We start from the raw sequence: 22,516 nt of genomic DNA on the forward strand, positions 1-22,516 counted from the left end.
GGGGATATGTTCGAACTCGTAGATAACGTTCCGCAAACAGCGGTCATCAAGGTGATAGGTGTCGGTGGTGGCGGTGGCAACGCCGTGAACCACATGTCCAAGAGCAACATCGAAGGCGTCGAGTTCATCTGCGCCAACACCGATGCCCAGGCGCTGAAGAACATCGGCGCACGCACCGTGCTGCAACTCGGCCCGGGCGTTACCAAGGGCCTGGGTGCCGGCGCCAATCCGGAAGTCGGCCGCCAGGCCGCGATGGAGGACCGTGAGCGCATCGCCGAAGTGCTGCAGGGCGCAGACATGGTCTTCATCACCACCGGCATGGGTGGTGGCACCGGTACCGGCGCGGCGCCGGTGATCGCCTCGGTAGCCAAGGAAATGGGCATCCTCACCGTGGCGGTGGTGACCCGTCCGTTCCCCTTCGAAGGTCGCAAGCGCATGCAGATCGCCGACGAAGGCATCCGCTCGCTGGCCGAGAGCGTCGACTCGCTGATCACCATCCCCAACGAGAAGCTGCTGACCATCCTCGGCAAGGACGCCAGCCTGCTGGCCGCCTTCGCCAAGGCCGACGATGTGCTCGCCGGCGCTGTCCGCGGCATCTCCGACATCATCAAGCGTCCCGGCATGATCAACGTCGACTTCGCCGACGTGAAGACCGTCATGGGCGAAATGGGCATGGCGATGATGGGCACCGGCTGCGCCAGCGGCCCGAACCGCGCCCGCGAAGCCACCGAGGCGGCCATCCGCAACCCGCTGCTGGACGACGTCAACCTGCAGGGTGCCCGCGGTATCCTGGTGAACATCACCGCAGGTCCCGACCTGTCCCTGGGCGAGTACTCCGACGTGGGTAACATCATCGAGCAGTTCGCCTCCGACCACGCCACCGTCAAGGTGGGCACCGTGATCGATCCGGACATGCGCGACGAGCTGCACGTGACGGTAGTGGCCACTGGCCTTGGCGCACGCATCGAGAAACCGGTGAAGGTGGTCGACAACACCGTTCAGGCAGCCGCAGCGGCCACCTCCACTGTTGCCGCTCGTCCGGAGCAGCCGTCGGTCAACTACCGTGATCTGGATCGCCCGACCGTGATGCGCAACCAGGCACACGCCGGCGCGGCCACCGCGGCCAAGCTGAATACGCAGGATGACCTGGATTACCTGGATATCCCGGCGTTCCTGCGTCGCCAGGCCGATTGATGGACTGTATCAGGAGTATTGGGGTGATTGGTGTTCAGCAAAGGGCGGTTCTGCTATTATCGCCGCCCATTGTTGAAAACAGTTCGCAACTTGCGTACAAGCGGCCAATGCCATGATCAGACAACGCACTCTCAAGAACATTATCCGTGCCACTGGCGTAGGGCTGCATTCCGGGGAAAAGGTCTACCTGACCCTCAAGCCCGCGCCGGTGGATACCGGCATAGTGTTTCGCCGTACCGACCTCGAACCCGCGGTGGATATCCCAGCGCGTGCCGAGAACGTCGGTGAGACCACCATGTCGACCACACTGATCAACGGTGAGGTCAAGGTGGACACCGTGGAGCACCTGCTTTCGGCCATGGCAGGCCTGGGCATCGACAACGCCTACGTCGAACTCTCCGCGTCGGAAGTGCCGATCATGGACGGCAGTGCCGGTCCCTTCGTGTTCCTGATCCAATCCGCCGGCCTGCAGGAGCAGGACGCGCCGAAGAAGTTCATCCGCATCCTGCGCGAAGTGACAGTGGAAGAAGGCGACAAGCGCGCCACTTTCGTGCCCTTCGACGGCTTCAAGGTGAGCTTCGAGATCGATTTCGATCACCCGGTATTCCGCAACCGTACCCAGAGTGCGAGCGTGGATTTTTCCAGCACCTCGTTCGTCAAGGAGGTCAGCCGCGCGCGGACCTTCGGCTTCATGCGTGACATCGAGTTCCTGCGTTCGCAGAACCTGGCACTCGGCGGCAGCGTGGAGAACGCCATCGTGGTTGACGAGAACCAGGTGCTCAACGAAGACGGCCTGCGTTACGAGGACGAGTTCGTCAAGCACAAGATTCTCGATGCGATCGGTGACCTCTACCTGCTCGGCAATAGCCTGATCGGCGAGTTCCGTGGCTTCAAGTCCGGCCACGCGCTGAACAACCGCCTGTTGCGCCAGCTCATCGAGCAGAAGGACGCCTGGGAAGTGGTGACCTTCGAGGATGCCAGGACTGCGCCTATCTCCTACATGCGACCGGTAGCAGCCGTTTAAGCAATACCCTCTTTCCTGACTTCAAAGGCCACCCTCGGGTGGCCTTTTTTTATCTCGGGAAACCGGCGATGCCTCAGTCCGTTTGCTTGCCGTGGCGGGCCAGGCGTTCCAGGGCTTCACGCAGCCTGGGGTCGCTGACGGTTTCCGCGGTGGCTTGCAGGCTCTCGGCCGCGGCGGGGGAGAGGCGACCTTCGGTCACCGCAGGGCCGCTCGTGGTGTAGCTCGGCTGTACCTTGAAAATGATGCGCTCCAGCCCGGCGAAGGCCTCGAAGCCTTTCAGCTGGCGCAGCAGGCGAGCCTGCTGGTAGCGCAGCCGGGTCGCCCAGTGGCCGTCGGTGACGATCAGCAGCAGGCGGCCCTCGCGCCAGGACGCCACATGGCAGTGTTCGCGGGCAGCGGGTTGCAACTGGCTGGCCAGCAGCTGCTGCAGCTGGTCGATACGCTGGGCCTCGTTGAACAGCGCCCGCAAGGGTTTCTCTTCGCGCAACAGCGCGCCAGGGGAACGTGCGGGCAAGGGACGAAACGCCATGATGGGTGCTTGAATAAGGGCTGGGCAGCCCATATTAACAGAGGGCGTCCAGCATCTCGGCGTGTATCCGTCGCTCGAATGTCCGGGGGCCCGATTTTCGATGCGCATCCGCAGCGAGGCCCCATGACCCGGGGGCCGCGGACGCCTTCCTACGGCGCCTGGGAAGTGCGCCCGCTTTCCTCGACAAGGATTCCGAGTAGAATGCCCCCTTCGCAAGCAGCCATGATGGCTGCGCGGGCGACTCCAGGCCGCCCTCCATCCTAATGTGTGGAAGATCCTCTCTATATGTTTGCGCCATTGTTGAAGAAACTCTTTGGAAGCAAGAACGAACGCGAAGTGAAGCGCATGGCCAAGGCCGTGCAGGCCATCAACGCGTTCGAAGAGCAGATGGTGGCCCTGTCCGATGACCAGCTGCGTGCCAAGACCGAAGAGTTCAAGGCGCGCCTGGCCAAGGGCGAGACCCTCGACCAGTTGCTGCCGGAAGCCTTCGCCGTGGCGCGTGAGGCCGGCAAGCGCGTCATGGGCATGCGCCACTTCGACGTCCAGCTGATCGGCGGCATGACCCTGCACGAGGGCAAGATCGCCGAGATGCGTACCGGCGAGGGCAAGACCCTGGTGGGCACCCTGGCGGTCTACCTCAACGCACTGTCCGGCAAGGGCGTGCACGTGGTCACGGTGAACGACTACCTGGCCCGCCGCGACGCCAACTGGATGCGTCCGCTCTATGAATTCCTCGGCCTGTCCGTCGGCATCGTCACCCCCTTCCAGCCGCCGGAAGAGAAGCGCGCCGCCTACGCCGCCGACATTACCTACGGCACCAACAACGAATTCGGCTTCGACTACCTGCGCGACAACATGGCCTTCAGCCTGGACGACAAGTTCCAGCGTGAGCTGAACTTCGCCGTGATCGACGAAGTGGACTCCATCCTCATCGACGAGGCGCGTACCCCGCTGATCATCTCCGGCCAGGCCGAGGACAGCTCCAAGCTCTACATCCAGATCAACAAGCTGATCCCGCGCCTCAGGCAGCACATCGAAGAGGTGGAAGGCCAGGTCACCCAGGAAGGTCACTACTCGGTCGACGAGAAGACCCGCCAGGTCGAGCTCAACGAGATGGGCCACCAGTTCATCGAGGACATGCTCACCCAGGCCGGCCTGCTGGCCGAGGGCGAGAGCCTCTACTCGGCGCACAACCTCAGCCTGCTGACCCACGTCTACGCCGCGCTGCGCGCCCACACCCTGTTCCACCGCAACATCGAATACATCGTGCAGAACGACCAGGTCCTGCTGATCGACGAGCACACCGGCCGCACCATGCCCGGCCGTCGCCTGTCCGAAGGCCTGCACCAGGCCATCGAAGCCAAGGAAAACCTGCCGATCCAGGCGGAGAGCCAGACCCTGGCCTCCACCACCTTCCAGAACTACTTCCGCCTCTACAAGAAGCTGTCCGGCATGACCGGTACCGCCGATACCGAGGCCTTCGAGTTCCGCCAGATCTACGGCCTGGACGTGGTGGTCATCCCCACCCACCGCCCGGTCGCCCGCAAGGACTTCAACGACCTGGTCTACCTGACCCAGGAAGAGAAGTTCGGCGCCATCATCGCCGACATCAAGGAATGCCAGGCCAGCGGCCGCCCGGCGCTGGTGGGTACCGCCTCCATCGAGAGCTCCGAGTACGTTTCCCAGCTGCTGGCCAAGGCCGGCATCGAGCACAAGGTGCTCAACGCCAAGTACCACGAGAAGGAAGCCGAGATCATCGCCCAGGCCGGCCGTCCGGGCGCAGTGACCATCGCTACCAACATGGCCGGCCGGGGTACCGACATCCTCCTCGGCGGCAACTGGGAAGCCGAGGTGGCCGCCCTGGAAGCGCCGACCGACGAGCAGGTCGCGCAGATCAAGGCCGAGTGGCAGAAGCGCCACCAGCAGGTGATCGAGGCCGGCGGCCTGCACGTGGTCGCCTCCGAGCGCCACGAATCCCGCCGTATCGACAACCAGCTGCGCGGCCGCTCCGGTCGCCAGGGCGACCCGGGCTCCAGCCGCTTCTACCTGTCGCTGGAAGACAACCTGATGCGCATCTTCGCCTCCGACCGGGTGAAGAACTTCATGAAGGCCCTGGGGATGCAGTCCGGCGAGGCCATCGAGCACCGCATGGTGACCAACGCCATCGAGAAGGCCCAGCGCAAGGTCGAAGGTCGCAACTTCGACATCCGCAAGCAGCTCCTCGAATACGACGACGTGGCCAACGAGCAGCGCAAGGTGATCTACCACATGCGCAACAGCCTGCTGGCCGCCGAAGACATCGGCGACACCATAGTCGAGTTCCGCGAGGAAGTGCTGAGCAGCACCATCGATGCACACATTCCGCCGCAGTCCATGCCGGAGCAGTGGGACATCGCCGGCCTGGAGGCCGCCCTGTACAGCGACTTCGGCCTGAAACTGCCGATCCAGCAGTGGCTCGACGAAGACGACAAGCTCTACGAGGAAACCCTGCGCGAGAAGATCATGGCGCAGCTGCTGGCCGCCTATAACGAGAAGGAAGACCTCGCCGGCGCCGAAGCCCTGCGTGCCTTCGAGAAGCAGATGCTGCTGCGCGTGCTGGACGACCTGTGGAAGGACCACCTGTCCACCATGGACCACCTGCGCCATGGCATCCACCTGCGCGGCTACGCCCAGAAGAACCCGAAGCAGGAGTACAAGCGCGAGTCCTTCACCCTGTTCCAGGAGCTGCTCGACTCCATCAAGCGCGACACCATCCGCGTCCTTTCCCATGTCCAGGTGCGTCGCGAAGACCCGGCCGAGGAAGAGGCCCGCCTGCGCCGCGAAGCCGAGGAAATGGCCCGCCGCATGCAGTTCCAGCATGCCGCAGCGCCCAGCCTCGACGAGCCCGAAGTGGCCGAGGAGCAAGGTGACGTGGCCGTCGCCACCGCAACCGCCCCGGTGCGCACCGAACCCAAGGTCGGCCGCAACGAGCCCTGCCCCTGCGGTTCCGGCAAGAAGTACAAGCACTGCCACGGCCAGATCAGCTAGGAATCGGTCCACGATCTGCTGCGCGTCGGCCATACGGCGTTGAAAATGGCCTCGGGATGCTCATTTACATCTGTAAACTCCGCTCCCTCGGTCATTTTCGCCTTGTCTGGCTCTAGCTCGCGAGATCGTGCACAGATTCCACGGCACTGCTGTAATTCCCCACGCCGCGACCGGCCCTGCCGCTCGCGGCGTTTTTCCAGCTAACCCCAGGCCGTCTGCGCCGAGCGCAAGCGGCCACCCGATGACAAAGGAGCGCTTCCCATGGCTGTTGGTCTTGGCCCTCTGCCCACCCTGCACCCGGTACCCGGTTTCGAACTCGGCATCGCCTCTGCCGGCATCAAGCGCCCCGGGCGCAAGGATGTCGTGGTGATGCGCTGTGCCGAGGGCTCCACCGTGGCCGGGGTGACCACCACCAACGCCTTCTGCGCCGCACCGGTGCTGATCACCCGTGAGCGCCTCGAAGGCGAAGTGCGCTACCTGCTGACCAACACCGGCAACGCCAATGCCGGCACCGGTCCCGATGGCCTGGTCCGTGCCCGCCGTGCCTGCGCCAGGCTGGCTGAACTGGCTGGCGTGGCCGAAGGCGCCGTGCTGCCGTTCTCCACCGGCGTGATCGGCGAACCGCTGCCGGTGGAGAAGATCGAAGGCGCCCTGGCCGCCGCCCTGGACGACCTCAAGGTGGATAACTGGGCCCAGGCCGCCGAAGGCATCATGACCACCGACACCCAGCCCAAGGGTGCCAGCCGCCAGTTCCAGCACGACGGCGTGACCATCACCATCACCGGCATCAGCAAGGGCGCCGGGATGATCCGTCCGAACATGGCCACCATGCTCGGCTACATCGCCACCGACGCCAAGGTCGCCCGTGACGTGCTGCAGGCCCTGGTGCGTGACGCGGCGAACAAATCCTTCAACCGCATCACCATCGACGGTGACACCTCCACCAACGACTGCTGCATGCTGATCGCCACTGGCCAGGCCGCCCTGCCGGAGATCACCGCCGCCAGCGGCGAACTGTTCGCCAAGCTCAAGCAGGCGGTGTTCGAGGTGTTCATGGAGATCGCCCAGGCCATCGTCCGCGACGGTGAAGGCGCCACCAAGTTCGTCACCGTGCAGGTCAACGGCGGCGGCAACCACCAGGAATGCCTGGACGTGGCCTACGCCGTGGCCCACTCGCCGCTGATCAAGACCGCACTGTTCGCCTCCGATCCCAACTGGGGCCGTATCCTCGCCGCCGTGGGTTACGCCGGCGTGCCGGACCTGGACGTGAGCAAGATCGACGTGTTCCTCGGCGAAGTCTGCATCGCCAGCCAGGGCGGCCGCGCCGCCACCTACACCGAGGCGCAGGGCGCGGCGGTGATGGCCCGTGAGGAAATCACCATCCGTATCGAGCTGGGCCGCGGTGACTGCAGCGAAACCATCTGGACCACCGACCTGTCCCACGAGTATGTGAAGATCAATGCCGAGTACCGAACTTAAGCGATAGGCCAGGCATTCCCGATATTCATGCCCCGATGAATATCGGGAATTTGCCATGGGCGCAGGCGGCTTCCATGATCCAGCGACACCCTGAGGAACTGGAACGAAGGAGCTAGGCATGTCCCTGATACTGGTAATAGGCAACAAGAACTACTCGTCCTGGTCGCTGCGGGCCTGGCTGGCCATGGAGCTGACCGGCTCGCCCTACGACGAAGTCCGTGTCCCCCTGTACCAGGCCGACAGCCACAAGCGCCTGCAGGCCTGGTCGCCCACCGCCAAGGTTCCGGTCCTCAAGTGCGAGGACGGCGTCATCTGGGATTCCCTGGCGATCGCCGAATACCTCGCCGAACGCTTTCCCGAGGCGCATCTCTGGCCCTTCGGCCAGGCCGCCCGAGCCACGGCCCGGGCGGTCTGCGCGGAGATGCACAGCGGCTTCGTGCCCCTGCGCAGCCATATGCCGATGGACATGCGGCGCAACCAGCCGCTCGCCGAAGTGCCCGAGGAGGTGCGCGAGGACATCCGACGCATCTGCGCCCTGTGGGTCGATTGCCGGTCGCGTTTCGGCCAGGACGGGCCCTTCCTCTTCGGCCATGCGAGCATCGCCGACGCTTTCTACGCGCCGGTGGCCAGCCGCCTGCGCAGCTATGCCGTGGAGCTGCCGGCGGACGCCGCGGCCTACGTCGACACCATTTTCAGGTGGCCTGCCTTCCAGCGCTGGTACCAGGCCGCCCTGCAGGAAACGGAGATCATCGAATGAAACGAGTGCATGTGGCCGCCGCCGTGATTCGTGGCGCCGACGGACGGGTGCTGATCGCCAGGCGCCCGGACGACAAGCACCAGGGCGGCCTCTGGGAGTTTCCCGGCGGCAAGGTGGAGGAGGGCGAGGCCGTTGAGGCCGCGCTTTCCCGCGAGCTGGAGGAGGAACTGGGCATCCGCGTCAGCGCCGCTCGCCCGCTGATCCAGATCCACCACGATTACCCGGACAAGCATGTGCTGCTGGATGTCTGGGAGGTCGGCGGATTCGCCGGCGAACCTCATGGAGCCGAGGGCCAGCCCCTGGCCTGGGCCTCGCCCCGGGAGCTGGGGGATTACGAGTTTCCAGCGGCCAACAGGCCCATAGTGGCCGCCGCGCGCCTTCCGGATCGCTACCTGATCACCCCTGATGACCTGGAGCCCCAGGCGCTGCTGGCGGGGCTCAGGGCGGCCCTGGCCGCTGGCGTGCGCCTGGTGCAGCTGCGTGCGCCGAAGATGTTCGATGCCCAGTACCGCGACCTCGCGGTGGACGTGCAGGGCCTCTGTGCGGGCAAGGCGCAGCTGATGCTCAAGGGACCGCTGGAGTGGCTGGGCGATTTTCCCGCCGCCGGATGGCACCTGACGGCCGAGCAGCTGCGCAAGTACGCCCCCAATGGCCGTCCCTTCCCCCGCGAGCGCTGGCTGGCGGCGTCCTGCCACAGCATCGAGGAATTGCAGCTGGCGGCGGCCATGGAAGTGGATTTCATCACCCTGTCGCCGCTGCAGGCGACCCAGACCCATCCCGAGGCCCGGCCCCTGGGCTGGGAGCTGGCGGAAGAACTGCTGCGCGGCTTCAACCAGCCGGCCTACCTGCTGGGCGGCGTCGGGCCGGGCGATCTGGAGCGCGCCTGGATGATCGGCGCCCAGGGCGTGGCGGGTATCCGGGCGTTCTGGCCCGTAGCCTGAGAGGAGAGGTTCGCGAGCAGAGCTCGCTCCTACGCAGCGTTACAGCCAGATGGCGTCCCATAGGGGATAGTCCCCTACGCGCCGGACCAGGCCGGCGCGAAGTGGATTGGCCACGACGTAGCGCGCCAACTGACGGATATCCTCTTCGGCGCGCACGGCGCGGTCGTGATAGCCCTTCTGCCAGATTTGGCCATGTTTACCCAGGTATGCATTTACCTGCTTGGCGCTTCGCGACTTGAACCGCTGCACCAGTCGATCCAGTGATCCCGCTTCCAGCTGGATCATCCAGTGCAAATGTCCGGCATCAGCACCCAGCAGAGTGTGTGAGCCAGGCCTGTTTCTTGACTTTCGCGCAACTGTTCGACGACCCGACGGCCGAGCGCGAGGTCTCGAAACAGAGCGCGACGTTCGTGGGTGACCGTTGTCAGCAGGTAAATACGGCCGGTCTCTGAAAACCGGCCTCGACGCAGGGCGTTGCCCCGGAAGTGTTGCACCTCGAATTCCCTCTCATGTTTGCGCTCCTGTCCGTAGGAGCGAGCTCTGCTCGCGAATGGATCGTCCTTACCCCTTGCTCGCCGCCTGCCACAGCACCTCGTCCACCCCCTGCCGCCGGGCGATCAGGCGGGCGGCGACGAAGAGGAGGTCGGAGAGGCGGTTGAGGTAGGCCAGCAGTTCCCCGCGCAGGGGCTCCTCGCCGTTCAGCGTCTGCGCCCGGCGTTCGGCGCCGCGGGCGAAGCTGCGGCAGACGTGGGCCTGGGCCACCAGGCGCGAGCCGCCAGGCAGGATGAAGTTCTTCAGCGGCCCCAGTTCATCGTTCCAGCGGTCGATGGCCGCTTCCAGTCGCTCGATCTCCACGCAATCCACCACCTGGTACTCGGGCATGGCCAGTTCGCCGCCGAGGTCGAACAGGCGATGCTGGCAGGGCGTCAGCACCTCGATCACTTCGCCCAGCCCGGGCCGGCGCTCCACATGCTCGACGAGTTCGGCCAGCAACAGGCCCAGCTGGCTGTTGAGGGTATCCACCTCGCCGATGACCTCGATCCGCGGGTGGTCCTTGGGCACGCGGCGGCCGCTGGAGAGGCCTGTTTCGCCCTTGTCGCCGGTGCGGGTGTAGATCTTCGAGAGGCGGTTTCCCATATCAGGTTCCCGTGTTCGCGGCATTGGCGGTCAGCGGCAGGCGCAAGGTGAAGCAGGTACCCTGGCCGGGCTTGGACTGCACTTCCATCTGCCCCTTGTGGTTGTTGGTGATGATGAAGTAGGAAACCGACAGCCCGAGCCCTGTGCCCTGGCCCACTTCCTTGGTGGTGAAGAAGGGTTCGAAGATGCGCTTGCGCACGCTCTCCGGAATGCCCACGCCGTTGTCCTCCACCTGGATCTCCGCCCAGGGCGGGCTCAGGCGGGTGCGCAGGGCTATCCTGCCTTCCTCGTCGTTCTCACGCAGGTGAATGGCCTGGGCGGCGTTCTTCAGCAGGTTGAGCAGCACCTGTTCCAGTTCGTTGGCGGTTCCTGGTATCGGGCCCAGCTCCGGATCGAATTCCCGGGTGACCTGCAGCCCCTTGAAGTCGAACCCCTCGGTCAGGTCGAAGTCGTTGCTGGCGATCTCCAGCGCCTGGTCTATCAGCACGGGTAGCTGGCACGGCGCCATCTGACGGTTGCTGCGGCGGCTGAAGGCGAGCATGTGGGTGACGATCTTGGCCGCTCGGGCGCCGGCCTGGTGAATGTCGTCGAGCAGCTTGGGCACTTCGCGTGCCTCCAGATACTGGTTGACCGACTCCAGGCTGATGCCGTTGATGGTGGCCTGCTCCTGGTTGCGGTCCAGCTCCGGCGACAGGCGTCGACGGATGTTCTGCACGTTGTGCAGGATCGCGCCCAGGGGGTTGTTGATCTCATGGGCCATGCCGGCCGCCAGGCCGCCCACGGAGAGCATCTTCTCCGATTGCACCATCAGCTCTTCCATCGACAGCCGTTGGGTGATGTCGTCGATACGGATCACCACGCCGCGCCCGGTACCGCCCATCAGCGGGTAGAAGGTCAGGGCATAGTGGTGGACATCCTCGCCCGCCAGCCAGCTGACCCGCTCCACCTTCTCCACCTTGTGCTTCTCGGCGGTCAGGCGGATCTGCGGCAGGAAGGGCTTGAGCGAGGGGAAGGCGAGGAACACCGGCTGGTTCAGCGCGTCGTCCATGGGCGTGCCGGAAAGGGCACTGGCTTCCTGGTTCCACTGGGTGACGTAAAGCTGCTCGTCCAGGGCGATGAGCGCGGAGGGCATGGAGTCGATGATGCTGTTGAGGTAGTTCTGGAAGCCGGTGAGCTTCTTCTCGATCTTGCTGCGCACCTGCACTTCCAGCTCCAGCTTGCGGTTGGAGTGGCGGGTCTCCTCCGCCAGTTCATGGGCCTGGTCGAAAGCCGCCTGGGCGTCGTCACGGGCACGCTTGAGCTGCTGCTCGCGGGCTTCGATACGGCTGAGCATGGTGTTGAAGGCGTCGGCCAGGCCGCCGATTTCGTCGCGGTTGCCGCGCGGCGCGCGCAGTGCATAGTTCTCCTCGCGGGTGACCTGGCGCGACAGCTCTTCCAGCCGGCGGATGGGGCGGGTGACCATGCGCTTGATCTGCCGCGCCACCAGCAGCCAGAGCAGCACACTGCAGGCGAGGATCGCCAGGCTGGCGGTCAGGGTACCGGTGTAGAACACCCCGGGCAGTTCGCTGGAGGCCACCAGCAGCAGGTGGCCGGGCTTCTTGCCGGGCATCGGCAGTTCCGCGAGGTGGGTGGTGCGGAACTCCCGCAGGCGCCAGTTGGGCAGTTCGTCGGCCTTCAGCGGCAGGTCCAGCTGTTCGCCCCGTTGCAGCTGGGCCAGCAGGCGGCCGTCGCTGTCGTAGAGGGCGGCGGCGCGCAGCGGTGTGTAACTGTCCAGGCGCTCCAGCATCAGCTTGGCGTTTTCTTCCGAGGACAGCGCATCGGGACCGAGTGCGGAGGTGGCGAAGAGCCGGCCCAGGGTCACCAGGCCCTGGGGCGCCACGCTTTCCTGGGAGATCCAGTAGGCAGCGCTGATGAAGGCCAGGTTGGCGATGAGCAGGACGGTGGCGAGCAGGACCAGCAGGGCGGCGAGCAATTTGCGGCCGACCGACAGGTTCTCGAGGCGCTGACGCAGGCTGATCAAGGGGTAGACATCCGCAGCTGGGCTGAGAGGCAGGTTAGCGCGGGGTCAGGTGACGGGCAATCCGTGCAGCTCGAGGTGGGCCTTGAGGCGTTGGTGCAGGCCGTCCAGGTGCGGCAGGCTGAGCTGGTGACGGGCGGCGGTGGTGCAGGCGTGGCCAAGCAGGTAGCTGACCTCGGTACGCCGGCCGTTGGCGACATCCTGGTACATGGAGGAGTAGTTCGCCGCGGTGGCCTGGATCACCCGCAGCACTTCCTCGTGCAGGCCTTCGGCGGCGTCCGGCTGGCCGCAACGCCGCAGCAGCTCGGCCAGCTCCTCGCAGAGCACGGCGACTTCGGCCGGATGTTCGGAAAGGCCGCCGTTGCGGCAGTCGTGCAGCACGGTAAGGGGGTTGATGGCGCAATTCAGCGCCAGCTTGCGCCACAGGCGCGAGAGGATGTCCGGCGTCCAGCCATGGGGGATGCCGGCCTGCTCCAGTTCGTTCAGCCAGGCGGGAGCGGCGGGTTGCAGCGGGTCGCCCAGCCAGGTGTAGCCGTGGCCGGCGAAGACCACGCGGAAATCCACCTCACGGAAGGCGCCTTCGGTGCTGGAGGCCAGAATGGCACGGGCATGGGGCAAACGCCTGGCCACGGCGTCCTGGCTGCCCAGGCCGTTCTGCAGCAGGATCAGTTCGGCGCCGGGGGCCAGGCGTGGCAGCAGGGGCTGCACCGCGGCCTCGGCGTCGTAGGCCTTGCAGGCCACCAGCAGGCGGCCGATGGGGCCGGAACTGCCGGGCAGCTCGGCGGGAATGGGGTAGCGCTGGGCCTGGCCATTTTCCACCAGGGTCAGGCCGCCGGCTTCTTCAAAGGCCTTGAGTCGCGCGCGATCGCGCAGGAGCAGGCGCACCGGCAGGCCGGCACGCGCCAGGCGTGCCGCCCAGAGGCTGCCGAGGCTGCCGGCGCCGAGGATGTGCCAGGTCATGGTTGCGGCAGGCGCATGGCGGTGACCCGGCCGCTGGCGTAGGCCTCGGGGAGCATGGCGACGGCCTTGCCCAGCAGCTCTTCGACATCCAGGGGCAGGGCCTTGGTGTCCAGGCCGACCAGGGCGATGCCGGCCTTGAGGGTGATGAAGCCTTCGCTGGTCTTGAAGGCCTTCAGGTTCAGCCCTTCATGCAGGCGGCGGAAACTGCTCGGCGAGCATTCGTGGAGGTCGTCGAGGAGGGTGATCAGGCCGAAGTGGCTGTCATCCACGCGGGTCAGCACATCCAGCGGTCGCACCAGCTGCTGCAGGCGCCGGGCGACGCCGTGCAGCAGCTCGTTGTAGAAGCCATCGCCGTACTGCTGGCGCAGTTGCGGTGCGTCCAGCAGGCCGATCAGCAGGTAACAGAGGGCGCCACCGCGGGACTCCACCTGGCGCAGGCTGTCGGTCAGTTTCTGGCGCAGGTAGCGCGGGTTGCCGAGGCCGGTGAGGGAATCCACCAGGTTGCGCTGTTCCAGGCTGGCGATGTTCTGGGTCAGCAGGCGGTTTTCCTGCAGCAGGCGCTGCAAGGTATTGCACAGGCGGTCGGCGGCGTAGACCCGCGGCACCAGTTGCTCGCTCATGGCCGCCTTGCTGATGAAGTCATCCACGCCGCGGTCGAAGGCTTCGCCCAGGACATTCTCGCCCTCCTTGCCGGTCAGCAGGATGATGTAGCTGTAGTGATCGGTCATCTCATCCAGCTGGCGTACGCGCGCGGTCAGTTCCAATCCGTCGATCTCGGGCATCAGCCAGTCGGCGAGGATGACGTTCGCCGGCTTGTGCTCCAGCAGCTGCAACGCCTCGCTGGCACTGCTGGCGAAACGCAGGTCCTGGTAACCGGCCTGGCTCAGGGTACGGCCGATCATGGCGCTGGAGAACTTGGCGTCGTCCACCACCAGGATGCTGAGATGAGGGTTGGGCATGTGGCAGGCTCGCAAGGATGGGGGAGCGGGGTATGGCGTTATGATATCAAGCTTCGTTCGGGTTGCCGTGTCGCCCTACCGTTCTGCCGGTTGCGGACTGCTGGGGACGGCTTCGAAAAAGTCGGCTTGTCGCTCGGTTATAATGGGTGCGCATTTTTTACCGTCAAGCCAGGCGCTTTCATATCCGTGATGCAGATCGCGCCGTCTATCATCTGGAGGAATCCCATGCCCTCGTTCGACGTGGTGTCCGAACTGGACAAGCACGAAGTCACCAACGCCGTCGACAACGCCATCAAGGAGCTCGATCGCCGCTACGACCTGCGCGGCAAGGGCAGTTTCGAGTTCAAGGAGCTGACGGTCACCCTGACGGCCGAAGCCGATTTCCAGCTGGAGCAGATGCTGGAAATCCTCAAGCTGGCCCTGGTCAAGCGCAAGATCGATGTCCAGTGCCTGGAAATCAAGGATTCCTACGCCTCCGGCAAGGTCGTGAAGCAGGAAGCCGTGCTCCGCGAAGGTATCGACAAGGAACTGGCGAAGAAGATCGTCGCCCACATCAAGGAAAGCAAACTCAAGGTCCAGGCCGCGATCCAGGGCGAGCAGGTGCGCGTCACCGGCAAGAAACGCGACGACCTGCAGGAAGCCATCGCCGCCCTGCGTGCCAAGGAGTTCGGCATGCCGCTGCAGTTCAACAACTTCCGCGACTGAGCGGAACCTTCGCGACCGATTCGCGTCGCAACCCTAGTGTCCTTTGAACCTTTGCCGCTGTGGCTTGTCCATGGCGGCTTGGTTTTGCATTGCTGAAATACCGCGGAGAACGCCCATGGAGATGAACGTCGACCAACTGGTGAAGGTATCCGAAGCCTGGCTGCCCATTGTGCTGGAGTACAGCGGCAAGCTGGCGCTGGCGCTTCTGACCCTGCTGATCGGCTGGTGGCTGATCAACCTGCTGACCGGCAAGGTTGGCGCGCTGATGCAGCACCGCCGGGTGGACCGCACCCTGCAGGGCTTCATCGGCAGCCTGGCCAACATCATCCTGAAGATACTGCTGATGGTCAGCGTGGCCTCGATGATCGGCATCGAGACCACTTCCTTTGTCGCCGCCATCGGTGCCGCCGGCCTGGCCATCGGCCTGGCCCTGCAGGGCAGCCTGGCGAATTTCGCCGGTGGCGTGCTGATCCTGCTGTTCCGCCCCTTCAAGGTGGGTGATTTCATCGAGGCCCAGGGTGTTTCCGGCACCGTGGACCATATCCAGATCTTCCACACCGTGTTGCGCACCGGCGACAACAAGACGGTGATCATGCCCAACGGCAGCCTGTCCAACGGCATCATCACCAACTACTCCAAGCAGGCCAACCGTCAGGTCCTGTACGACGTGAAGGTGGACTACTCCACCGACCTGTCCAGGGCCCGTGACGTGCTGCTCGAGCTGGCCCGGGACCCGCGCGTGCACAAGGATCCGGAACCGGTGGTGGTGGTTTCCGCCCTGGGCGATACCTCCATCAACCTGTCCCTGCGCCTGTGGACCTCGAATGCCGACTACTGGAGCGTGATCTTCATGCTCAACGAGAACGTGCGCGACAGCCTGAGCACCGCCGGCGTCGAACTGGCGCAGCCGCCTCGCCTGGTGCAGGTGGTGCCGGGCTGAGTCCTGGCGGGAAACGAAAAGGCCGGTCTGTCATGCCGGCCTTTTTCATGCCTGAACGAAATCAGGGTTGCTCGGTGGAGCCGGGCGCCGCAGGGGAGTCGGACGAACCGTTCTCCTTGGGCTGCTGGCGGTCACGGCCCCACTGGATGGCGATCAGCACCAGGGTCGGGATGCCCAGCAGGGCGGTGAGCATGAAGAAGTTGTGGTAGCCCAGGCTTTCCACCATCACGCCCGAGTAGCCACCGATCAGGCGCGGCAGCAGCAGCATGATGGAGCTGAGCAGGGCGTACTGGGTGGCGGAGAACTTCAGGTTGGTGAGGCTCGACAGGTAGGCGACGAAGGCCGAGGTGGCCAGGCCTGCGCTGAAGTTGTCGCAGGAGATGGTCAGGATCAGCATGTTCAGGTGCGGCCCCATGTCGCTCAGGGCCACGAACATGAGGTTGGTGGCCGCCGAGCTGATGCCGCCGATGAAGAGGATCGGCAGGATGCCGAAGCGCACGATGAGCACGCCTCCGGCCGCCGCGCCGAGCAGGGTCATCACCAGGCCGAAGAGCTTGCTGACGCTGGCGATCTGTTCCTTGGTGAAGCCCTGGTCGATGTAGAAGACGTTGGCCATCACCCCCATCACGGTGTCGGACATCCGGTAGGTGGCGATCAGGCCCAGCAGCAGCAGGGCCTGCCAGCGGTAGCGCTGGACGAACTCGCTGATGGGGGTCAGCACCGGCGCCATCAGCAGGCGGCCGGCGGCGGAGAAGCAGGCCAGGGTGATCAGCAGGAACAGCGTGCCGCGCGGCCAGGCGCCGGAGGAGAAGGCCTTCACCGCGGCGGCGATGGTCACCAGGATCACGATCAGCACGATGATCGATACCGCCTGGTGGACGAAATCGAAGTTCGGCATCACCTTGCCCCGCGCCGCCACCAGCAGTTGGCGGCGCTGCTGGCTGAGCAGCTCGCGCACCGGCAGGATCTGGCGCATGCCCCAGGGCGACAGGCAGGTGATCAGGAAGATGGCGTAGAGCGCGGCGCGCGGCCAGGCGCGGTCGAGCAGGCCGGTGATCATTGCCGGCAGGGAAATCAGCATCACCAGCAGGATCAGCACCGACGACAGCTGGTGCTTGAGCTTGAAGCGCGAGTTGTTGCTCTGGGTCGGCAGGTCCACCAGCGGTTCGCGCATCCACAGGCTGGTGATCAGCCCCGGCAGCATCAGCAGGGCGAACAGCAGGTAGGTGCTGGCCCAGGCGCCGTATTCGTAGATCTTGGCGGTGGAACCGAACCACTCGGCGAAGTAGAGCGCACCGGCTGTGGCGAGCAGCGCGGAGATCCGGTATCCGGTCATGTAGCTGGCGGCCAGGGCCGCCTGGCGGCTGTCTTCGGCGATCTCCAGGCGGTAGGCGTCGATGGCGATGTCCTGGGTGGCCGAAGCGAAGGCCACCACCACCGCCAGGGCGATCAGCCAGGTGAGGTTGGTCTGCGGGTCGCACAGGGCCATGCCCACCAGTCCGACGGCCACCAGGGCCTGGGACAACACCAGCCAGGAGCGACGGCGGCCGAGCCGGCCGAGGAATGGCAGGCGCCACTGGTCGAGCAGCGGCGACCAGATCCATTTGAAGGCATAGGCCAGGCCGATCAGGCTGGCGAAGCCTATGGTCTCGCGGGATACCCCGGCCTCGCGCAGCCAGACGGAAAGCGTGGAAAACACCAGCATGTAGGGCAGGCCGGCGGCGAAGCCCAGGAGCAAGAGCGACAGGGTGGCCGGCGTGGCGTAGGCGGCGATGGCGGCGCGCCAGGAACGTTGGGACATCAGTGGTGGGGTCCGAAAGGCGTGGTGCTGGGCATGGGAGTGCTCACGGCGTCCAGGCTGGGGCTGAAAACAGGGCAGGGCGCACTCTACCCCTTGGGCGGCATGGGATGCCAGCCGTGCCGACGCATGTCCACCCTATCGTTCTGGATACTGACCCCCTCGGCGCGCAATCGTGCTCGTTGTTCGTTGCCGGACGGCGTGCCCGGGGCCAGGCTGAAGCGCCCTCCGGCCCCCAGTACGCGGTGCCAGGGCAGCTGGGTGCCGGCGGGCAACTGGCTGAGGGTGCGCCCGACCCAGCGCGCGGCGCGGCCGAGGCCCGCCAGCTCGGCCAACTGGCCGTAGGTGACCACCTTGCCTTCCGGTACCTGGCCCAGGGTCAGGTAGAGCGCCTCGCGGCGCACGTCCAGGCTTGCCGTGGGCAAGTCCGCCCATGCATCCTCTGCCGCCCTTTCAGTCTTCTTCTTGCCGACCATGCTGCTCCGTAGCCTGTGTGCCCTGTTCTGTTCGATCCTGTGTGCGCCGCTCTGGGCCGATACCGTATGGCTCAACAACGGTGATCGCCTGAGTGGCGAGATCATCCTGCTGGACGGCGGCAAGCTGGCCCTGAAGACCAAGTATGCCGGCCAGGTGCTGATCGACTGGAAGGATATCGACACCCTCAGCGCCGAGAAACCGCTACTGATCAAGCGCAACGATCTCGACAGCCAGCATAGCCATAGCCTCAAGGCGGCCGGCAAGGGCATGGTGCGACTGGAGAACGGCAGGAGCCAAGCCGTGCCGCTGGCCAGTATCCGCCAGATGGTCCCGCCGCGCCCGCTGCTCGAGGACCGCATCTGGGAAGGCAACCTCGACGCCAAGCTGGATCTGGAGCGCAACGAGGACAAGACCGACGAGTGGAAGCTCAAGGGCGATACCCGCATCGAACACGGGCGCTGGCGCCATGTGCTGAGCGGCCAGTTCGAGAAGGAAACGACCAACGATGTGCGTACCGAGGACAACTGGGAGCTGGAGTACGACCTCGACCGTTTCCTCACCGACCACTGGTTCGTGCGTGGCAGCCACGACCAGGACAACGACGACTTCGAGTTCTTCGAGCGCCAGCGCTCCTTCGGCATCGGTCCGGGCTACCGCTTCTGGGACAGCGAACTGGGCCGTTTCGACCTGGTGGCGCAGCTCTCCCGCTTCCATCTGGAGAGCGCCGAAGGCGACCTGGACTTCAACGCCTATTCCTTCGAGTGGGACTTCAAGCGGCTGATCTGGGGCACTCGTTTCGAGCTCTACTCCAAGGCCCAGCTGCAGGTGCCGCGGATCGAAGAGGTCGACTACGTGCTCGACAGCGAGTTCGGCCTGCGTTACCGCCTCAACGACTGGGCTCGACTGTCGCTGCTCTATGAGCTGGACCAGCTGCGCGGGCTCGGCGAAACCTCTTCGGATCGCCACTACCTCATCGGGCTGGGTGTCGGCTGGTAGCCCCGCCTTCGCGGCACGCTCATCGATTTTCTGGAACTCGGGGCGCTCGGGCCGGTCAGTCCTTGCTCCGCTGTCGGTCATAGGGATAATGCCCGGCTTTTTTTGCGATCCAGAAACAAAGAAGCCGCTTTATGTTGTACAGATCCCTGTTTTGCATGGCGCTCGCCGCCGCCTCCACCGCCACGCTCGCCGACACCGTCTGGCTGAAGAACGGCGATCGACTCACAGGCACCATCCGCGTCTTCGACGGTGGCAGGCTGGTGCTGGAAACCGACTATGGCGGCACTATCCCGCTGGACTGGAAGAAGATCGCCACCCTGGAAAGCGACCGCGAACTGCTGATCAAGCAGGGCGACCTGGACGGCGAGCGCGCCAAGTCCCTGCACCGCGCCGAAGATGGCAAGGTCATCCTCGCCAACGGCGAGGCGCCCAAGGAAGTGGAACTGGCCAGCATCGAGCAGATCATGAAACCCAAGCCCCTGGTCGAGGACCTGACCTGGAGCGGTAACGTCGATCTCTCCCTGGACTACAAGCGCGCCGAGAAAGACACCGACGACTACGACGTCGACTTCAAGACCAAGGCCCGCCATGGTCGCTGGCGTCATAACGCCTCGGGCGAGTACAACCGCGAATTCACCGACGACGAGAAGACCACGGACAACTGGGAAGCCGAGTACGCCCTCGATCGCTTCATCACCGACAAGTTCTTCTGGCAGGGCCGTGGCGAGTACAAGCGCGACAAGATCGAGGACCTCGAACGCCAGCGCACCCTGGGTACCGGCCCCGGTTACCAGTTCTGGGATGACGAGTTGGGCGCCTTCTCCCTCGCCGGCCTGGTCAACCGCAGCGATTACCAGTTCGCCAACGGCGAAGAGGAAAACTTCTACGCCATCAGCATGAAGTGGGACTACAACCGCTACCTGGTGGGCAAGACGGTGGAGCTCTTCACCAGCGGCGAGGTCGGCCGTCCGCTGGACAACACCGCGGACTACGCGTTGGATGCCGAAGCGGGCCTGCGCTACAAGCTCACCGACTGGGCCTCGCTCAACGTGAAGGCCGAGAAGGACCAGGTCAGCGGCGCCAAGGAAAGTCTCGACGAAACCCGCTACACGGTGGGCTTCGGCGTCGGCTGGTAACGCCAGGCGCGATGGCCCCTAGAGAATTCATTGTGGGAGCGAATTCATTCGCGATTGAAATCGCTCCCACGGGACTCCCCCCTTGTGCGGCCCGTAAGGGGGCGAGCCCCCGATACCCATCACCCGAGGTACTGCTTTCCTTCCTCATTCCTATCCCTGCTCCGCTTCAGGAGGGGAATCGCTTTATACCCAGGCGCCATTCCCGTACATCGCGTCCGCCTTCCTCTTGCTGGTGTAAACTTAAAAGTCCAATATGGACAAATTGTTTATTTCCAGCTCCGGGAGCGTCCCATGTCCAGCACCCAGCCCCTCGTCCTCCAGCAAGCCGAAGCCCACCGCCTGCTCCAGCAGGTGGATGTGCACCAGGCCATGCGCCGCATGTTCCTCGACCTCGCCGCAGGCGAGGCGGTGCAGCCGGCCCAACAGCTGGTGGAGTTCCCCAATGCCGCCGGCGATTTCATCAACTACCTGGGGGTGCTGGCCAAGGAAGGGGTCTACGGGGTCAAGACCTCGCCTTATATCAAGAGGCCCGATGGCGCACTGGTCACCGCCTGGACCCTGCTGATGTCCATGGACAGCGGCCAGCCGCTGCTGCTCTGCGATGCCGGCGAGCTCACCACCGCCCGCACCGCCGCCACGACGGCGGTGGCAGTGGAGGTACTGGCCCCTGCGCAGGCGCATCGCCTCGCGATCATCGGCAGCGGCCCGGTGGCACGTGCCCACCTGCACTACGTGAAGGGGCTGCGTGACTGGCAGCGCATCGCCCTGTTCTCGCCGGCCCTGGCTGGAAACGCCGAGGCCCGGGCGCAGGTGCGGGCCCAGGATCCGCGCGTCGAAGTCTGTGCCACCCTGGAGGCAGCCGTGGCCGATGCCGACGTGGTGATGCTCTGCACGTCCTCCGCCGGCCCGGTGCTGGACCCGCGCAGCCTTGGCAGGCCGGCCCTGGTCACCTCCATCAGCACCAACGCCCCGCGTGCCCACGAAGTGCCGCCGCAAGCCCTGGCGGAAATGGATGTCTATTGCGACTACCGCGCCACCACGCCGGGTTCCGCGGGTGAAATGCTGCTGGCTGCCGAGCGCCACGGCTGGAGCCGCGAGTCCATCCTTGGCGACCTGCCGGAGCTGCTCAGCGGCAAGGCGGCGCGCCCGGACTACCGCCGCCCGGTGTTCTTCCGCTCAATCGGCCTCGGCCTGGAAGACATGGCCCTGGCCAATGCCCTCTATCGCCTGCAGCAAGAAGGCCAGTGAGGTGAATCCAATGAATCAGGCCGACTACATCATCATCGGCGCCGGTATCGCCGGTGCCTCCACCGGCTACTGGCTGTCCCGTCACGGCCGTGTGCTGGTGCTGGAGCGCGAGGAACACGCCGGTTACCACTCCACCGGCCGTTCCGCCGCGCTCTACACCGTCGCCTACGGCACGCCGCAGGTGCGTGCCCTGACCGCCGCCAGCCGCGCCTTCTTCGATGCGCCACCGGAAGGCTTCAGCGAGCACCCCTTGCTCACCCCCCGGGGCGAAATGGTGGTCGACTTCACGGGCGACCCCGCGGAACTGCAGCGCCAGTTCGACAGCGCCCTGGAGAACGTGCCGGACATGCAGATGCTCACTGCCGACCAGGCCTGCGCGCTGGTGCCGGTGCTGCTGCGCGACAAGGTGCACGGCGCCATGCTCGACCCCGGTGCCGCCGATATCGATACCGATGCCCTGCACCAGGGCTACCTTCGCGGCATTCGCCGCAACGGTGGCGAAGTACGGCTCGGCTGTGAAGTGACCGCCGCGCGGCGTGAAGGTGAACAGTGGGTGGTGGACACCTGCCAGGGCAGCTTCCAGGCCCCGATCCTGGTCAATGCCGCTGGCGCCTGGTGCGATCGCCTGGCCACCCTCGCCGGCGTCCAACCCCTGGGCCTGCAACCCAAGCGCCGCGCCGCCTTCGTCTTCGCGCCCCCGGACGGCGTGGACGCCCACCGCTGGCCGGCCCTGGTGAGCCTGGACGAATCCTTCTACTTCAAACCCGACGCCGGCATGCTGCTGGGCTCGCCGGCCAACGCCGACCCGGTGGACCCGCACGACGTGCAGCCCGAGGAGCTGGACATCGCCCTGGGCATCTACCAGATCGAAGAGCACACCAGCCTGCGCATCCGTCGTCCCGTGCGCATCTGGGCCGGGCTGCGTTCCTTCTTCCCCGATGGCGACCTGGTCTCCGGCTACGACCCGCGCATGCCGGGCTTCTACTGGGTGGCGGGGCAGGGCGGCTATGGCATCCAGACTTCGGCGGCCATGGGCGAGGCCAGTGCCTGCCTGATCCTGCGCAGATCGCTGCCGGAACACCTGGCCCGCTTCGGCCTGACCGAAGCCATGCTTTCCCCCGCGCGGCTGGGGTGACGAAGCTGGCGCTTTGCGCCACACTCGCAGCGCCGGGCTCCGCGCCCGGCGCTGATC

18 protein-coding genes and 2 pseudogenes are annotated in these 22,516 nt (G+C 65.4%); 12 read left to right on the top strand and 8 right to left on the bottom strand.

Annotated elements, in window-relative coordinates:
• Positions 1 to 6 precede the first annotated feature (6 nt).
• Positions 7 to 1,194 carry a cell division protein FtsZ gene (gene ftsZ, locus ACFPU0_RS00385; protein ID WP_377690816.1) on the top strand — a complete coding sequence of 396 codons (1,188 nt, stop codon included), beginning with the start codon at positions 7 to 9 and terminating at the stop codon, positions 1,192 to 1,194.
• A gap of 112 nt (positions 1,195 to 1,306) precedes the next feature.
• A complete protein-coding gene (gene lpxC / locus ACFPU0_RS00390; protein WP_377690817.1) occupies positions 1,307 to 2,218 on the top strand; it encodes a UDP-3-O-acyl-N-acetylglucosamine deacetylase in 912 nt (303 codons plus the stop codon).
• A gap of 73 nt (positions 2,219 to 2,291) precedes the next feature.
• Here lpxC and ACFPU0_RS00395 read toward each other — a convergent pair whose 3' ends face one another.
• Positions 2,292 to 2,747 (bottom strand): DUF721 domain-containing protein, encoded by a 456-nt coding sequence (locus ACFPU0_RS00395; protein WP_377690818.1) that lies wholly within the window; start codon positions 2,745 to 2,747, stop codon positions 2,292 to 2,294.
• A 285-nt stretch (positions 2,748 to 3,032) separates the two neighbouring features.
• On the opposite strand from ACFPU0_RS00395, the gene secA reads away from it, so the two are divergent.
• The 4 genes from secA to ACFPU0_RS00415 all read left to right on the top strand — a co-directional run bounded on the left by secA (position 3,033) and on the right by ACFPU0_RS00415 (position 8,951).
• On the top strand, positions 3,033 to 5,774 hold the full coding sequence (gene secA, locus ACFPU0_RS00400) for a preprotein translocase subunit SecA (RefSeq protein WP_377690819.1): 2,742 nt from the start codon (positions 3,033 to 3,035) through the stop codon (positions 5,772 to 5,774).
• A 261-nt stretch (positions 5,775 to 6,035) separates the two neighbouring features.
• On the top strand, positions 6,036 to 7,253 hold the full coding sequence (gene argJ / locus ACFPU0_RS00405) for a bifunctional glutamate N-acetyltransferase/amino-acid acetyltransferase ArgJ (RefSeq protein WP_377690820.1): 1,218 nt from the start codon (positions 6,036 to 6,038) through the stop codon (positions 7,251 to 7,253).
• A 118-nt stretch (positions 7,254 to 7,371) separates the two neighbouring features.
• Positions 7,372 to 8,010, top strand: coding sequence for a glutathione S-transferase family protein (locus tag ACFPU0_RS00410; RefSeq protein WP_377690821.1), 639 nt, complete (start codon positions 7,372 to 7,374; stop codon positions 8,008 to 8,010).
• Positions 8,007 to 8,951 carry a Nudix family hydrolase gene (locus ACFPU0_RS00415; protein WP_377690822.1) on the top strand — a complete coding sequence of 315 codons (945 nt, stop codon included), beginning with the start codon at positions 8,007 to 8,009 and terminating at the stop codon, positions 8,949 to 8,951. The genes ACFPU0_RS00410 and ACFPU0_RS00415 overlap by 4 nt, the downstream gene beginning before the upstream one ends.
• Before the next feature lie 39 nt (positions 8,952 to 8,990).
• Here ACFPU0_RS00415 and ACFPU0_RS00420 read toward each other — a convergent pair.
• The 5 genes and pseudogenes from ACFPU0_RS00420 to ACFPU0_RS00440 all read right to left on the bottom strand — a co-directional run.
• Positions 8,991 to 9,445 (bottom strand): annotated as a pseudogene (locus ACFPU0_RS00420) (REP-associated tyrosine transposase).
• Between the two features lie 67 nt (positions 9,446 to 9,512).
• Entirely contained in the window at positions 9,513 to 10,088 is a 576-nt protein-coding gene (locus tag ACFPU0_RS00425; RefSeq protein ID WP_377690823.1) for a cob(I)yrinic acid a,c-diamide adenosyltransferase, read from the bottom strand.
• A 1-nt stretch (position 10,089) separates the two neighbouring features.
• On the bottom strand, positions 10,090 to 12,105 hold the full coding sequence (locus ACFPU0_RS00430; RefSeq protein ID WP_377690890.1) for a sensor histidine kinase: 2,016 nt from the start codon (positions 12,103 to 12,105) through the stop codon (positions 10,090 to 10,092).
• A gap of 48 nt (positions 12,106 to 12,153) precedes the next feature.
• Positions 12,154 to 13,065, bottom strand: coding sequence for a putative 2-dehydropantoate 2-reductase (locus tag ACFPU0_RS00435; RefSeq protein WP_377690824.1), 912 nt, complete (start codon positions 13,063 to 13,065; stop codon positions 12,154 to 12,156).
• A pseudogene (locus tag ACFPU0_RS00440) lies at positions 13,062 to 14,027 on the bottom strand (response regulator); the annotation flags it as partial. The gene ACFPU0_RS00435 and the pseudogene ACFPU0_RS00440, both read right to left, overlap by 4 nt.
• 222 nt (positions 14,028 to 14,249) lie before the next feature.
• Between ACFPU0_RS00440 and ACFPU0_RS00445 the strand changes: the two are divergent.
• Positions 14,250 to 14,729 (top strand): YajQ family cyclic di-GMP-binding protein, encoded by a 480-nt coding sequence (locus ACFPU0_RS00445; protein ID WP_377690825.1) that lies wholly within the window; start codon positions 14,250 to 14,252, stop codon positions 14,727 to 14,729.
• A 115-nt stretch (positions 14,730 to 14,844) separates the two neighbouring features.
• Positions 14,845 to 15,669, top strand: a complete 825-nt coding sequence (locus ACFPU0_RS00450; protein WP_377690826.1) for a mechanosensitive ion channel family protein — start codon at positions 14,845 to 14,847, stop codon at positions 15,667 to 15,669.
• 61 nt (positions 15,670 to 15,730) lie between these two features.
• Here the strand turns inward: ACFPU0_RS00450 and ACFPU0_RS00455 are convergent, their stop codons facing one another.
• Both ACFPU0_RS00455 and ACFPU0_RS00460 read right to left on the bottom strand, forming a co-directional pair.
• Positions 15,731 to 17,470: an AmpG family muropeptide MFS transporter gene (locus ACFPU0_RS00455; protein ID WP_377690827.1), complete on the bottom strand. Its 1,740-nt coding sequence runs from the start codon at positions 17,468 to 17,470 to the stop codon at positions 15,731 to 15,733.
• 86 nt (positions 17,471 to 17,556) lie between these two features.
• A complete protein-coding gene (locus ACFPU0_RS00460) occupies positions 17,557 to 17,943 on the bottom strand; it encodes an MGMT family protein (protein WP_377690828.1) in 387 nt (128 codons plus the stop codon).
• Between ACFPU0_RS00460 and ACFPU0_RS00465 the strand changes: the two genes are divergently transcribed.
• The 4 genes from ACFPU0_RS00465 to ACFPU0_RS00480 all read left to right on the top strand — a co-directional run bounded on the left by ACFPU0_RS00465 (position 17,942) and on the right by ACFPU0_RS00480 (position 22,459).
• On the top strand, positions 17,942 to 18,940 hold the full coding sequence (locus ACFPU0_RS00465) for a DUF481 domain-containing protein (RefSeq protein ID WP_377690829.1): 999 nt from the start codon (positions 17,942 to 17,944) through the stop codon (positions 18,938 to 18,940). The genes ACFPU0_RS00460 and ACFPU0_RS00465 overlap by 2 nt on opposite strands.
• 131 nt (positions 18,941 to 19,071) lie before the next feature.
• Complete coding sequence (locus ACFPU0_RS00470) at positions 19,072 to 20,076, top strand: DUF481 domain-containing protein (RefSeq protein WP_377690830.1); 1,005 nt, start codon at positions 19,072 to 19,074, stop codon at positions 20,074 to 20,076.
• 291 nt (positions 20,077 to 20,367) lie between these two features.
• Complete coding sequence (locus ACFPU0_RS00475; RefSeq protein WP_377690831.1) at positions 20,368 to 21,324, top strand: ornithine cyclodeaminase family protein; 957 nt, start codon at positions 20,368 to 20,370, stop codon at positions 21,322 to 21,324.
• A gap of 10 nt (positions 21,325 to 21,334) precedes the next feature.
• Positions 21,335 to 22,459, top strand: a complete 1,125-nt coding sequence (locus ACFPU0_RS00480; RefSeq protein WP_377690832.1) for an NAD(P)/FAD-dependent oxidoreductase — start codon at positions 21,335 to 21,337, stop codon at positions 22,457 to 22,459.
• The last annotated feature ends 57 nt before the right edge of the window (positions 22,460 to 22,516 follow it).

This window comes from Pseudomonas sp. GCM10022186, assembly GCF_042656385.1.
Lineage (GTDB): Bacteria > Pseudomonadota > Gammaproteobacteria > Pseudomonadales > Pseudomonadaceae > Metapseudomonas.

Coding starts and splice junctions, on each gene's coding strand:
- ftsZ (WP_377690816.1), top strand. CDS start 7: ATGTTCGAACTCGTAGATAACGTTCCGCAAACAGCGGTCATCAAGGTG.
- lpxC (WP_377690817.1), top strand. CDS start 1,307: ATGATCAGACAACGCACTCTCAAGAACATTATCCGTGCCACTGGCGTA.
- ACFPU0_RS00395 (WP_377690818.1), bottom strand. CDS start 2,747: ATGGCGTTTCGTCCCTTGCCCGCACGTTCCCCTGGCGCGCTGTTGCGC.
- secA (WP_377690819.1), top strand. CDS start 3,033: ATGTTTGCGCCATTGTTGAAGAAACTCTTTGGAAGCAAGAACGAACGC.
- argJ (WP_377690820.1), top strand. CDS start 6,036: ATGGCTGTTGGTCTTGGCCCTCTGCCCACCCTGCACCCGGTACCCGGT.
- ACFPU0_RS00410 (WP_377690821.1), top strand. CDS start 7,372: ATGTCCCTGATACTGGTAATAGGCAACAAGAACTACTCGTCCTGGTCG.
- ACFPU0_RS00415 (WP_377690822.1), top strand. CDS start 8,007: ATGAAACGAGTGCATGTGGCCGCCGCCGTGATTCGTGGCGCCGACGGA.
- ACFPU0_RS00425 (WP_377690823.1), bottom strand. CDS start 10,088: ATGGGAAACCGCCTCTCGAAGATCTACACCCGCACCGGCGACAAGGGC.
- ACFPU0_RS00435 (WP_377690824.1), bottom strand. CDS start 13,065: ATGACCTGGCACATCCTCGGCGCCGGCAGCCTCGGCAGCCTCTGGGCG.
- ACFPU0_RS00445 (WP_377690825.1), top strand. CDS start 14,250: ATGCCCTCGTTCGACGTGGTGTCCGAACTGGACAAGCACGAAGTCACC.
- ACFPU0_RS00450 (WP_377690826.1), top strand. CDS start 14,845: ATGGAGATGAACGTCGACCAACTGGTGAAGGTATCCGAAGCCTGGCTG.
- ACFPU0_RS00455 (WP_377690827.1), bottom strand. CDS start 17,470: ATGTCCCAACGTTCCTGGCGCGCCGCCATCGCCGCCTACGCCACGCCG.
- ACFPU0_RS00465 (WP_377690829.1), top strand. CDS start 17,942: ATGCTGCTCCGTAGCCTGTGTGCCCTGTTCTGTTCGATCCTGTGTGCG.
- ACFPU0_RS00460 (WP_377690828.1), bottom strand. CDS start 17,943: ATGGTCGGCAAGAAGAAGACTGAAAGGGCGGCAGAGGATGCATGGGCG.
- ACFPU0_RS00470 (WP_377690830.1), top strand. CDS start 19,072: ATGTTGTACAGATCCCTGTTTTGCATGGCGCTCGCCGCCGCCTCCACC.
- ACFPU0_RS00475 (WP_377690831.1), top strand. CDS start 20,368: ATGTCCAGCACCCAGCCCCTCGTCCTCCAGCAAGCCGAAGCCCACCGC.
- ACFPU0_RS00480 (WP_377690832.1), top strand. CDS start 21,335: ATGAATCAGGCCGACTACATCATCATCGGCGCCGGTATCGCCGGTGCC.